General features: G+C 66.0%; 11 protein-coding genes and 1 tRNA gene. 5 read left to right on the top strand and 7 right to left on the bottom strand.

The window, feature by feature from the left end:
• Positions 1-8 precede the first annotated feature (8 nt).
• A complete protein-coding gene (locus tag CO669_RS04625) occupies positions 9-764 on the bottom strand; it encodes an alpha/beta fold hydrolase (RefSeq protein ID WP_097658952.1) in 756 nt (251 codons plus the stop codon).
• A 114-nt stretch (positions 765-878) separates the two neighbouring features.
• Entirely contained in the window at positions 879-2015 is a 1137-nt protein-coding gene (locus CO669_RS04620; protein WP_097658519.1) for a hypothetical protein, read from the bottom strand.
• 325 nt (positions 2016-2340) lie between these two features.
• Here CO669_RS04620 and CO669_RS04615 point away from each other — a divergent pair, with 325 nt between their 5' ends.
• Together CO669_RS04615 and CO669_RS04610 are read left to right on the top strand one after the other, a co-directional pair.
• Complete coding sequence (locus CO669_RS04615) at positions 2341-2586, top strand: zinc-finger domain-containing protein (RefSeq protein WP_007602543.1); 246 nt, start codon at positions 2341-2343, stop codon at positions 2584-2586.
• Positions 2587-2605: 19 nt separating this feature from the next.
• Entirely contained in the window at positions 2606-3808 is a 1203-nt protein-coding gene (locus tag CO669_RS04610) for an FAD-dependent monooxygenase (protein ID WP_097658507.1), read from the top strand.
• 25 nt (positions 3809-3833) lie between these two features.
• Here CO669_RS04610 and CO669_RS04605 read toward each other — a convergent pair whose 3' ends face one another.
• The gene (locus CO669_RS04605) at positions 3834-4253 is read right to left on the bottom strand and encodes a twin-arginine translocation pathway signal (protein ID WP_097658467.1); all 420 of its coding nucleotides are present in this window, start codon (positions 4251-4253) and stop codon (positions 3834-3836) included.
• A 172-nt stretch (positions 4254-4425) separates the two neighbouring features.
• On the opposite strand from CO669_RS04605, the gene CO669_RS04600 reads away from it, so the two are divergent.
• A tRNA-Leu gene (locus CO669_RS04600) sits at positions 4426-4514 on the top strand.
• A 159-nt stretch (positions 4515-4673) separates the two neighbouring features.
• On the opposite strand, the gene CO669_RS04595 is transcribed toward CO669_RS04600, so the two are convergent.
• Positions 4674-6158, bottom strand: a complete 1485-nt coding sequence (locus CO669_RS04595) for a M15 family metallopeptidase (RefSeq protein WP_143278618.1) — start codon at positions 6156-6158, stop codon at positions 4674-4676.
• A gap of 376 nt (positions 6159-6534) precedes the next feature.
• Between CO669_RS04595 and CO669_RS04590 the strand changes: the two genes are divergently transcribed.
• On the top strand, positions 6535-8097 hold the full coding sequence (locus tag CO669_RS04590) for a hypothetical protein (protein WP_349626998.1): 1563 nt from the start codon (positions 6535-6537) through the stop codon (positions 8095-8097).
• An 8-nt stretch (positions 8098-8105) separates the two neighbouring features.
• Here CO669_RS04590 and CO669_RS04585 read toward each other — a convergent pair whose 3' ends face one another.
• From CO669_RS04585 to CO669_RS04575, 3 genes are all read right to left on the bottom strand, one after another.
• Positions 8106-9416, bottom strand: coding sequence for a hypothetical protein (locus CO669_RS04585; protein ID WP_097658440.1), 1311 nt, complete (start codon positions 9414-9416; stop codon positions 8106-8108).
• On the bottom strand, positions 9413-10723 hold the full coding sequence (locus CO669_RS04580; protein ID WP_245444159.1) for a hypothetical protein: 1311 nt from the start codon (positions 10721-10723) through the stop codon (positions 9413-9415). Before CO669_RS04580 ends, CO669_RS04585 begins: the two co-directional genes overlap by 4 nt.
• A gap of 168 nt (positions 10724-10891) precedes the next feature.
• The gene (locus tag CO669_RS04575; RefSeq protein WP_097658428.1) at positions 10892-11671 is read right to left on the bottom strand and encodes a crotonase/enoyl-CoA hydratase family protein; all 780 of its coding nucleotides are present in this window, start codon (positions 11669-11671) and stop codon (positions 10892-10894) included.
• Between the two features lie 90 nt (positions 11672-11761).
• On the opposite strand from CO669_RS04575, the gene CO669_RS04570 reads away from it, so the two are divergent.
• Positions 11762-12343, top strand: coding sequence for a TetR/AcrR family transcriptional regulator (locus CO669_RS04570; RefSeq protein WP_097658416.1), 582 nt, complete (start codon positions 11762-11764; stop codon positions 12341-12343).
• Positions 12344-12355 lie beyond the last annotated feature (12 nt).

Raw genomic sequence — 12355 nt, 5'->3', positions numbered from 1 at the left:
TTGCCACCTCAGCCTCGGCGTGACAGGAAGTCCAGCACGCCTGATTTGTAGACCTTGTCGCCGACCGCGCGCATGTGGTCGCGGTTCGGGATGTCGAGCACTTCGGAGCCGGGGATGATTTCGCCGAGCGCGCTGGCGCTTCCTGCGACGTCGTCGGTCGAGCCGACTGCGATCAGCACCGGCACGTCGATGCGCGCGGCTTCGTCCTTCGTCATGAGATCGCGCGTGCCGCGCAGGCAGGCGGCAAGCGCTTTGCGGTCGGAACGGGTTTGATCCGCAAACGCACGAAACGTGCGGCCGACGGGATCGGTGACGTCGTCGAGCGCGGGCGCTTCCAGCGCCTTCGCAACGTTCTCGCCGGGGCCGGTGCCCTCGATCAGGCCGCCGATGCCGATGCCGCCGAGGATCGCCGAGCGCAGCCGCTGCGGCTCGTTGAGAGACAGCCAGGCCGTCATCCGGCCCCCCATCGAATAGCCCATGATGTCGGCCTGCGGGATGGCGAGATGATCCATCAGCGCGAGCACGTCGCCGGCCATCACGGGAATCGAGTACTGCGCGGGATCGTAGAGCTTTGCGCTTTCGCCATGGCCGCGATTGTCGAGCGCGATCACCCGCCGGCCGTTCTTGCGCAGCTCGGAAACCCAGGTCGGATAGACCCAGTTCACGTTCTTGCTGGAGGCAAAGCCATGCACCAGAATGATCGGATCGCCCTCGCCTTCGTCGAGATAGGCAATTTCAACGGCGCCGTTGTGAAAGCTCGGCATCATCAGTTCCGTAGTGTTGCGGGGAATGATTGATCTTAGAGCACGATCCGGGAAAGTGTGCAGCCGTTTTCCGGCAACATCATGCTCAAACAATAACCCGAAGCGCCGGGCGCCTCAGGCCGAGACGGCCGCGTTCGCCAGAGCCGCTTCGGCTGCGATCCGGGCACGGCGCAGCCGCCGCGCCCGTTTGCGATCGCACCAGGCCTGGGTGAGGCGCTCGGTGGTCGCCTTGATGGATGAGAGAAGGCCGAACAGCGTCAGTGCCGCACCGAAGAGCCACAGCGCCAGATCGAACGCGCCTCCGACAAGCAGCAGCGCGCCGCGGCCGAGCAGCTTCATGATCGCGCGCGTCTTGCCGCCCTGCGCTTCCGCGAGCCGCGCCGCGCGTGCGACGTCCTTCGGACCTTCGGCGATGCGCAGCGTATCCATCGCCCCGCGCGTGCCGGTCTTCTCGGCGACGCGCGTCACGTCCTTGCCGAGCCGGACCAGCGCACCGGCCTTCTCGGCGCGGAACGCGGCCTTGATCGCGCCCACCGTCTCGCCCGGGCGGAACACCGAACCCCTGGCGACCGCATTCTGGAGCATCGGCGTGTCGACGACCTCGCGCGCGGAGCGGCCGGCCCACACGGCAAGGCCTTCGCCGAGCCGCCCGACTTTCCGCGCATCCTTCACCAGCGTCAGCCCGGCCCGCACCGGCGCCGCGCCACCGACGGAGACGTAGGTCGCCGCGGTCACAGCGAGGCCTGCAGCCGCAAGGCCGAGCACGAGGCGGTCGGTGTCCTCGCCCATGGCCAGATGCTTGCCCTCGCGCACCACGTCCCTGACGTCGCCGATCACGAAGAGATCGCCGGCCACCGTGCCGGAGAGGCTGGCAACGTCATCGGCGTTGCCGGTGACGAGGCCGGTGGCGAACCGCTTGGCGAAGTGCGAGGTGGAAGCTTCGGCTTTGACGGCCTCGCCAACGCGGCTCAGGAGCTCGTCGGGCAGCGCGATGTTGCGGTCACGCGCCAGCGCGACAAAGCTGTCGGCGAGATCGGCATCGCCGGCGGCGAGCGCGGCCTCGACGTTGTCCTGAACCAGGCGGCCATTCTGCCGCAGCAATGAATCGAGCTTGAGCTCGGAGAGCGCGGCCGGATCGTCCTGGGCGGCGAGGATCGCGCCGGCCTCACGGGCGTGCGGTGCTACCTGCGCGAGCATGAATCCGCAGGCCGCGATACCGGTCAGAGCTGTGGTGATTCGCAGCCATTTCATGTGGAAAAGCCAGATCTGGAAAAGCCCTACGGTCCTCGGGATCGATTGGCGCAGGATGATTCGTCTTTCGGCGCAAATTCGCTTCTCCGAGAGACATAGTATGCCAAAATTGCGACACAACGTCCCCGACGAAAGAAGGGCTTCTCTCAGGCCCCAAGATTGTGTCGAATTTGCATGAGCAAATGAGCATGGGGCAATTGCGGGCCTTTCGGTTCCGCTGGACTAGCAATCATCCACACCCGCCAGTATGGTCCGCGGCGCCTCAAAGATGCCGCGTCAGTTCTTGATTGTGTCTGCCGCCATTGCCACTCCAGGATGAGTTACGATGTCCGACCATGTCGTCCCGCACTTCCATAACGATGCCGGTGTCCCCGTCATCGAGATCGGCTCGCAAGAGTTCATGTGCGTGGGCGCCAACCCTCCGTTCGACCATCCGCACGTCTTCCTCGACCTCGGCAACGACAACGAGATCATCTGCCCCTATTGCTCGACGCTGTACCGGTTTGCCGCCGACCTGAAGGCGGGCGAAGCCCGTCCGCCGGAATGCGTGCTGAAGGACAAGGTGGCCTGACCGCCTCCACCGGTCAGGGGTGGCGCTCTCCCGAACGATTGTCATCGCCGGTGCCGGCATCGGAGGGCTGACGGCCGCGCTCGCGCTCGCCGCCCGTGGCTTCCGCATCGTCGTGCTGGAAAAGGCCGAGCGCCTCGAGGAAGTCGGCGCCGGACTGCAACTCTCCCCCAATGCCAGCCGCGTGCTGGTGGAGCTTGGCCTCGCCGAGCGCCTCAAGCTGCGCGCCGTCGTGCCGGAGGCGGTCTCGATCATGAGCGCGCGGGCCGGTGGCGAGCTCCTGCGCATGCCGCTCGGTGACGCCGCTTCGCTGCGGGCCGGCGCGCCCTATTGGGTGGTCCACCGCGCCGATCTGCAATCGGCGCTGGCCGGCGCCGTTGCCGACCATCCCGACGTCGACCTGAAACTGGGCGCGACCTTCGAAGACGCCGCGCCTCATGCCAAGGGCCTGACGGTCGTCCATCGCAGCGGCACGATCCGCCGCAGCGATCTCGCCGGCGCGCTGATCGGCGCCGACGGCATCTGGTCGACGGTGCGCCAGCATCTGTTTCCCGAGGTGCAGCCGCGCTTCTCCGGACTGATCGCCTGGCGCGGCACGCTGGACGCCACGCAACTGCCGAAGGACTATACCGCGCGCCGGGTTCAGCTCTGGATGGGACCGAATGCCCATCTCGTCGCCTATCCGATCGCGGGCGGACGGCAGATCAACGTGGTCGCCGTGCTGCCGGGCACCTGGAACAGGCCCGGCTGGAGCACATCAGGCGATCCCCTCGAGGTGATGGACGCCTTTGCCGGCCCACGCTGGCCGGCCTCGGCGCGCATGATGCTCGCCACGGTCGACAGCTGGCGGAAATGGGCGCTGTTCGGCGTGCCCGACGGCTGCCCCTGGAGCAAGGGTCCGGTGGCGCTGCTCGGCGACGCCGTGCACGCGATGCTGCCTTTCGCAGCGCAAGGAGCCGGCATGGCGATCGAGGACGCCGCCGTGCTCGCCCGGCATTTGAGTCTTGAGGCCGCCGAGAGCAGCGCGGGGATCTCGGCCGCGCTGGCGCAATATGGCCGCGCGCGCCAGGCGCGTGTGCGGCGGGTGCAGCGGACCGCGCGGCAGCAGGGCCGCATCTATCACCTGAGCGGACCGTTTGCGGTCGCGCGCGACCTTGCGATCCGCGCGCTCGGCCCGGACCGCATGCTGGCACGGCAGGACTGGATCTACGGCTGGCGGCCCTGAGACGAAGCGCCGACGGCGCCGCGCTTCAGCGGGCCGCTCTGCCCGATTTCGGTGCGGGCTTGACTGCGGCGGGTGACGGCGCAGGCGGTGTCGCCTCGGGCGGCGTTTCCCGGCATCTGTTGCGGCGCCAGGCGTCCTCGGCCAATTGGGCCTGCCCGCGCACCGCGACATAATCGTTGCGATAAGCGAGCTCGGACACGACCGCGCCACCTGCCCCGGTCTCGGCCTTCTCCATCAGCCCCCGCAAGTCGTCGGTGCGCTTGGCGAGCGTCTTGCGCTCAGCCTCCAGCTGCTTGCAGTCGTACAATTCGTATTTGGCGGGATCGGCAAAAGCCGGCGCGATGGTCTCGCTCATGCCGGCGCAGCCGGACAGCGCGGCGCCGGCCACAAGCAGCGCGAGGAGCGCACCAAGGCCGCGCAGGGAAGAGGAGAACGAAGCAGACATGCCGGATGAATAGTCCCGTTGGATTGAGAATGCCTAAAGCAACTCCCGGTGTCCGGATTGAGGCTTTGCCTTGTGCGCCCGGCTCGCTTAAGGAAGAACGTCCCCGGCAGACGCAAAGCACCAATTCCAGACGCCCGGGGATGGACTTAAGTGTTTGATCTCGTTGGATCAAGCGGGCATGGCGGAATTGGTAGACGCAAGGGACTTAAAATCCCTCGGTGCGCAAGCGCTGTGCCGGTTCGACCCCGGCTGCCCGCACCACGAGATTTGACGGCAGCTGGCGTTGCGACAGCCCGGTCGGGAGCGGCATTGCAGATTTGGCAGCCGACTGTTCACGGCCACGCCGCACCCCGGCTTCCGCCCAGCACAGTCGATTCCAGGCGACGTCGAGACGACAAAGGCCCTCCCGGCACGACCGGTCTACTTCAACAGTTTCTTTTTCGCCCATTCCCGGATGCGCTCCTCCGAGACCTCGAAATGCATGGTGTCGTTGAAGGCGACGCCTGAGTACCAACCCGCCTTATTGAAAAGCGGAATCAGGAGCGCAATGAACTCCGGCACGGTCGCACCGGTGTTCGCGGGCGCGTCGAAGCCGACGACCTTGAAATCCACCGCCGTTCCCCAGCCGTGATTGGAGACGTGGGTGCTGACCGAACCATTGGTCGGCTTGCGCATGCGCACGCTGAGCATGCCTTCTGTCGAAAGAACCTCCGCGAGAGTGGGCTGTTTTGCGAACGCTTTCGTCAGAACGGCTTTCACGTCGTCGACCGCGGGCTTGAGGCCGGTCAGGCGGAAGAGCGGCGACATTCGCTCCAGCACGAGGTTGCGCTTGACAAGATCGGACGCGCGCTCGTTCTGCCCGACGGTCGTGAGAGGCATATGGGGCGAGCCGAGGAGCGAGATCATCGTCTCCTCCTTGGCACTCGATAACCCCGTGTTGATGGGCAGCAGAGAGGCGAGAGGAACCGGTGCCGAAAAGCGGCGGGCGAGATCCGCACGGCTCAGCGTCGCGTCTGCGCCGAGCCCCCGCGCGGCGGGCCCGGCCTCCGCGATGGCGGGCGCATCGACGATCCGTTCCACCGCCAGCAGCAATTCCTTGCTCGCCGACCGTACCTCCGCGGCGCGATTGATGATCGGTCCCCAATGTCCCGCCTGCTCCCGCAGCCCCAGCGCCGCGATCTCGACCACCATGGCCGGACATTGCTTGCTGAGCCTCTGAAAGGCGAAGCCCCGGGAATTGGGGTCACCGAAATTCTCGCGGTCGTCGTCGTTTTCCCGCGGCCGCATATTCACCTCGAATATCTCGCGGAGCCCCTCATCGGGATGGTCCTGATAGTGGTGGAAGACGTCGAGCAATTCGGCACGCGGCGCAACGAGGTTGAAGCTCATCTGGAACAGCCCCGCCTCCGCCGTGTCAGCGGCCCGGTTGTTGGCGTGCCGATCGCGTCCCTCACAGAAGCGCCCGCTGCTCTCCCGCATCCCGAGACCGAGCAGCAGCACGAACAGGGCTCGCAGGCGTTCGGCCGACGTCGCCGTGCCCATGCCGATGGCTCTCAACTGGTCAGCGTACCAGGACAGGGCATCTCCCTTCAGATTGCCGTGGGAATCGACGAACGCCGGCTCCAGAGCGCGCGCCATCCGGTCCGCGACGGGATCATGCGCCTGCAATCGGGCGTAAGCCGACGCGTAAGCCACCGCCATGCCTGCAGTGTAGCCGATGCAGGCGACGCCGCGGTTTTTCCACTCGTATCGGCCGATCGCCGACATTTTTGCTGCAGTGATGACCTGGGGCTTGACCTCAGCCACCAAGGGGGCGGCATCGGACAAGGGCGCAAGGAGTGCGAAGGGATGGTCTTGTCCATCCAGGCTGACGACCGACATCGCGGCCTTCGGCTTCTTGGTCATGCAATCCTCCTGCGGCCGCACGACGACGGCCTTAAAAAATTGTTCGACAATCAAGGCAATGGGCAACGAAAATGATCAGCAAAGATCAATATTGATACGTCGTCGGCAATCGACCGTCAACCTCAGCGTGTCATACGAAGAGCGCACCGCCGCACATGCCACGCCCGTCGACCCGCGCCGATGGCGACAAAAGGCCATCACGGCTGCCACAAGATAGCGTGCAAACGCGATCGGCCTTGGGGCGGAATCCGATGAAGCAAGCCTGCGATCGCCGCCGGGAGCACAATCATTGGTTCACCAACATACCCTTGATGCGAGAACCCGTTCGGTGCGACCGGCCCCTTTACTCCGCCTTAGAGCGTCTCCCGCTAAAGCAATGCAGACCCGGGCACATGGCAGCCTGGCGCGGCTGGCTGCGATGGTGAGAGCTCCGATGGACGCGCGCGAGGATTGGTCCCGGCCCGGGATTGGCGACGCACAAGCCGCGTCCGGACGTGACCGGCACGGGTTCGAGGTCTACCTCTTCCTGATCGCCTTCCTCGCCGTGTTCTATCTGTCGAACGGGCCGCTGCTGCTCGGCCATTACGATCTCGGCTGGCACCTCGCCGCCGGCGACCTGATCAGGCAGCAGGGCGAGGTGCCCTTCCAGGATCCGTGGGCGTTCACCCTCGGCGACCGGCGCTGGTACAATCTGTCCTGGCTGTGGGACGTGATGGCGAGCGTGCTGTATCAGCACGCGGGCTTTGCCGGGATCGTGCTCATGGTCGTCGCCTGCGGCGCGGTCATCACCGGCTATCTGACCTTCTGCGGCCTCAGCAGCGGTGCATCGGCTCCCGCGATTTGCATCGCGGTGTTCGCCGCGTGCCTGCTCTATCCCTGCTACGAAGCCTCGCCCAACATGTATCTGGCGGCTTCGCCGAACATCGCAACCATGCTGTTCGCGGTCGTGTTCTACGGCGAATGCCTGCGGCGGCGGAACTGGTTCCTGTTGCCGCCGATGATGGTCGCCTGGGTCAATCTGCACGGCGGCTTCATGCTCGCCTTTCCGATCCTCGGCGTGTTCGGCGGCATCGCCCTGCTGCGGCGCGACTGGACCAACTTCCGGAACAACTGCCTGGCGGGCGTGGGCTGCGTCATCGCGATCTTCGTCAATCCGCTGGGATGGCACGTCTATGACGGCGTGAGGGCGACGCTCGGTCATTTCGTCCAGGCCGATATCGGCGAGTGGCGCTCGTACTTCTTCAACATGGAGATGCCGGGGAGCCTTCCCGGCATCGTCTATGCGCTGACGTTCGTCGTCCTGGAGCTGCGCTACCGCAACACCACCCGCGTTCCCCTCGAGGCGCGCGTGCTGGCGTGGCTCTTCCTGTTTCTCGGCCTCTATCAGTTCAGGTACACCGCGTTCTTCTTCCTCTTCTCCAGCGTCCCGATGGCGCTCCATCTCGACCGGCTGCTGCCGAGGCGGTTTTCGGGCTCCGAGGTCCGGCGCGCGATGCTGGCGGCAGGCGTGGTCGGCGTGCTGCTGCTGCCGTTCACCTTCATGCAGGTCCGCACGGCTCTGGCCTTGCCCGACATGCTCTCGGAGAAGGATGCAAGCTATCTCGAGGCGAACGTCTCGCACGCGCGCCTCTTGAACCATTGGAATGTCGGCGGGCTCCTGATCTTCAGGACGCGGGGATCAGTGCCCGTCTTCGTCGACGGACGGGCGGCGACTGCCTATCCGGATGAGTTGCTGCGCGACTACCACGAGCTGGTTCGCTGGGACATCGACGCAGCCAGCTGGGACAAGGTGATCAGCAAGTACACGATCGACGCGGTGCTCTGGGTCAGGGCCCATGATCCGCTGCGGCAGTTTCTGGTCGGCGAGAGAGGCTGGAAAGAAGAGTACACCGGCGCCTATGTCAGCCTCTACACGCGTCGACAGGCCTCGTCCCGGTAAGATCGGATCTACCGAGGCGCCGCATCGCCCGAGGGTGCACGCGGCAGCAGCAGCCAGAAGCAGATCAGCGCGAAGGTGAGCTGGGCGAAGCCGCTGATGAAGACGCCCGAGACCGACGCCAGGATCGGGATCGCGATCGCGATCGCGAGCACGGCGGCCATCAGGACGGCAGGCAGCTCGACGACGAGAACGGCGGCGTAGAGCGCGACCTCGAAGAAGGCATATTCCTTCAGCCTGGGCGCGCACAGATAGAGCGCATACATCGCGAGCACGGTGATGCGCATCGCAGTTTCGGGATGGGCGACCAGCCAGTCGTCGAGCACCTGAAGCGGCGAAGCCTTGCGCGCCGGGCGCCACGCCCCGATCATGTGCCACACCGAGATCGCGAGCGGTGCGAGCACCAGCGCGAGCGCGAGCAGGCCGTAGATCGCGGCAACCACCGGCTTGCTGCCGGCAAGCCCGATCCTGTCCGCAAGCGTCAGCCCGATGAAGAGCAGCGACGGATTGACCTCGTTGCCCGGCGAATGCTGCCCGGGGATCTGGCCGAGGATCGCGCTCAGCCAGCTCCTGAACAGGTCCGGGTAGATCACCAGCGAGACGAGGATCGGGAGGGCGAACATGCCGGAAGCGACGGCGATCAGGACAAGCTTGCGGCCTCTCGGCTGTGGCAGGAAATAGAGCGCGGCCAGAACCGGGAAGAACACCAGCTTGAACGAGGTCACGAGGCCGAGCAACGCGGCGCCTGCAAGCTGCGGTGCCAGGCTTGTGCCGGCGCCTTGGCCCGACCGTGCGGGGCGCAGCAGCAAGGCGAGCGATGCGGCCGTCAGCAGGCCGCTCAGGGCTGCGAAATTTCCGGTGGCGACGATCCATTCGAAGCCGAGGAAGCCGCCAAACGCACACATGAGCCGCAGCGCGATGTCCCTCGCGCCCGGCCGGGACCTGCCGAGACCGGGCAGCAGCAGCGCAGAGATCAGCGTGAGCAGGAGAAAGATCGGCTTGTGGTGCGCGACGAGAAAACCGCCGGCGCAAATCGGGCGGAAGGCATCGAGCGTCACCGGAAGATAGGGATAAGAGAGCTTGGTGTCCTTGAGGTTCTTGACGAAATAGGGATCGAGACCCTGGACATGCGCATCGACGGCGGCGCAGTTCACCCGCGCATCCCAGCCGAACGTTCCGTCCATGCCCATGTCGATGGCGACGAGCATTGCGACCAGCACCGCCAACGCCAGGATGAAGCGGGTCAGCCAATTGCTCCCCGGCGTCTCAGTGGCAAAGGCCATATGTTTTCCGCCCTCCGCGGGCGCGGCGATGTCAGTCATGGGCTCGCGCCCTCCATCTCGAGGCGTTCTGGCTCCGCGCGAAAATCCAGCAGCAGGATCCAGAAGCAGATCAACGCGGCGACGAGGAGGACAAAAGTCCCCTCGAGCGTCGTCCGCGTCAGCGAGATCAGCGCGGGAGCGATCAGGCCGACGCTGAGAAAGGCCGCGAGCGGGCGGACCGGCAGGTCGGCGACAAGAATGGCGGCATAGAGCGCGAGCTCGAAGAAGGCGTATTCCTTCAGCCTGGGCGAGCAGAGATAGAGCGCAAACATGGCCAGCACCGTGATCCGCATGGCCGCGCGCGGATGATCCATCAGCCAGCGGTCCAGCTGCGACCAACGCGATCCCCCTTCCCTCACGGACCGGCTCGCAGCCACGCGCAGGACCGACAAGGCGAACGGGACGAGCACGAGCGCGAGCGCGGCGAGCGCATAGGTCGCGAGCACGGCCGGCCTGCTCTCGAGGCCGGCATGATGCAGCAGATTCTGCGCGAGCAGCAGCAGCGACGGATTGATCTCCACGAGATCGACGGCGTGCTGGCCCGGAATTCGTCCCCCGATCGCAAGCAGCCAGCTCGCGAACAGATCGGGATAGAACAGCCGCGATATCAGGATCGGCAAGGCGAAGCTGAACGCCGCCACCGCCATCAGCAGCAGCTTGCGGCCGCGCGGCAGCGGCAGAAGATAGAGCGCGGCCGGCACCAGGAAGAACACCAGCTTGAACGACATCACGAGTCCGAGCAGCGCGGCACCGGCGAGGCGCAAGGCAAAGCCCGGCTCTTCCGGCACGCCGGCGGTCGGCGCACGAAGCAGGAGCATCAACGCGATCGCGGTCAGCACGCCGCTCAGGATGGCGAAGTTGCCCGAGACTTGCACCCATTCGAAACCGACGAAAGCGCCGAGCACGCACAACACCCTCAGTGCGACATCGCGCGGACGCGTTCGGCCGAGCCCGGGCAGGAGCAGCCCGCAGAGCACGGCGAGGACGAAATAGAGGCCCATGTAATGATCGACGAGAAGGCCACCGGCGCAAAGCGGGCGGAACACGTCGAGCGTCACCGGCAAATAGGGATAGGAGAAACTGGTGCCCTTCAGGTTCTTGACGAAGTAGGGATCGAGCCCCGCTCGGTGCGCATCGACCGCCGCGCAATTGACGAGAAGATCCCAGCCATATCTCAGGTCGAGCAAGGCATAGTTGGCGAGGTTGCCGAACACGAACAGCGCGGTCAGCGCGATCAGGCAGGACAGCCAGATCCCCCGCCTCGCGGCCGGGGCCGAGGGCGCCAACCATCGTGCTGTATCGGTCACGTCGGACACCGCGAAAATACCTGTCTTCCTGGGTTCCCTGGGCGCACTGCGCGGCGCGGGTCGGGCCACAATGGACAGGATGGGTTGCGGATTCATCTCCCCGACGCGCCGTGCCCGCTGTTATGGTGAATCCTTGGTTGCCGGCGTCGCGAAAGATCCGGCAGCCCCCTACCGCGACGCGCGGGCGGCCAGCCAGGCGTCGAGCGCCTCGCGGGTTTCAGCCGTCGCGGCCATGCGCGCGAACTGCTCGCTCTCGATGGCAAGGCCCTCCGCGATCGAGACGTTGAGGCCCCGCGTGGCGGCCGTGATCACGCGGGCGACCGCCAGCTGCGAATGCCGCGAGATCCGATCCGCCAGTGCGAAGGCGGCGTCGAGAAGCTGCGCATGCGGCACGATGCGGTTGACCAATCCCATCTCCAGGGCTCGCTGTGGTGAAAAGGAATCTCCGGTCAGCAGGTGCTCCAGCGCCCGCTTCCGGCCGGCGAGCCGCGGCAGCCGCTGCGTGCCGCCGAAGGTCGGCGTGATGCCGATCGCGATCTCCGGCTTGGCAAAGGTCGCGCGCTCGCTGGCGACGGCCAGATGCACGGCCTCCGTGATCTCGCAGCCGCCACCGAAGGCGATGCCGTTGACCGCGGCGATGATCGGCTTTGGAAAGGCCTCCATGCGGGCCGTCATCGCCTGCCCGCGGCGCACGAAGTCCTTCACGGCAATGTCCGGTCCGCGCCTCGCGCTCTCGGAGAATTCGGCAATGTCGGCGCCCGCCGAGAAGGCGCGATCGCCCGCCCCGGTCAGGACCACCGCGCGAACATTCGCATCATCCTCGATGCGGTCGAGGATCGCCGTCAGCCGGTCGATGAGAGCGTAGCTCAAAGCGTTGAGCTTGCCGGGGCGGTTGAACGTCAACAGCGCGGTCGCGCCCCGTGTTTCCCAGAGTATCAAATCGGACAAGTCGCAGCTCCTTCCAGGTCAAGCAGTCGGACGGAAGTCAGCCACAGCCGCCTTGTTGTGTATACTCACTAGGCAGTATACATTGCCTGGATGTCGGAAAGAGGTGACACCACGCGCGAGCAGATCGTCCTTGCGGCGACCCGCCTGTTCTATGGCGAGGGCATCCGGGCGGTCAGCATGGACGCGGTCGCCGAGAAGGCGGGCGTTACCAAGAAGACGCTCTATTATCACTTCACCAGCAAGGACGAGCTCGTCGCAGAGACCATCGCCGCGAGGGACCAGCCGACGCTGGAGCTCTACATGCGCTGGTTCGCCGAGACCGACGGCACCGTCGCCGACAAGGTCCGCGGTCTCTTCGTCAAGCTCGGACGCTCCGTGAATACGCCGCGCTGGCGCGGCTGCGGTTTCCTGCGCACCATCGCCGAGCTCGCCAACACGCCGGCACATCCGGCCGTCAAGGCCGGCGCCGCGCACAAGAAGCGCTTCGAGGCCTGGCTCGAGACGGAGTTGCGCGATCACGGCGTGGCTGGGGCAGAGACGCTGGCCCGCCAGCTCGTGATCCTTCTGGACGGCGCCACCACCGTGATGCTGATCCATCGGGATCTCGACTATGTCGACACCGCCGGGCGCCTGGCGCGCGGCCTGGTCGAGCAGGCCCGCAAGCGCGGCTGATTGGGGAGGCGA

Source organism: Bradyrhizobium sp. Y36 (assembly GCF_002531575.1).
In the GTDB taxonomy this organism is placed as follows: domain Bacteria; phylum Pseudomonadota; class Alphaproteobacteria; order Rhizobiales; family Xanthobacteraceae; genus Bradyrhizobium.
The sequence above is the reverse complement of the archived record's forward strand: the minus strand, read 5'-3'. Positions and strand labels throughout refer to the sequence as shown.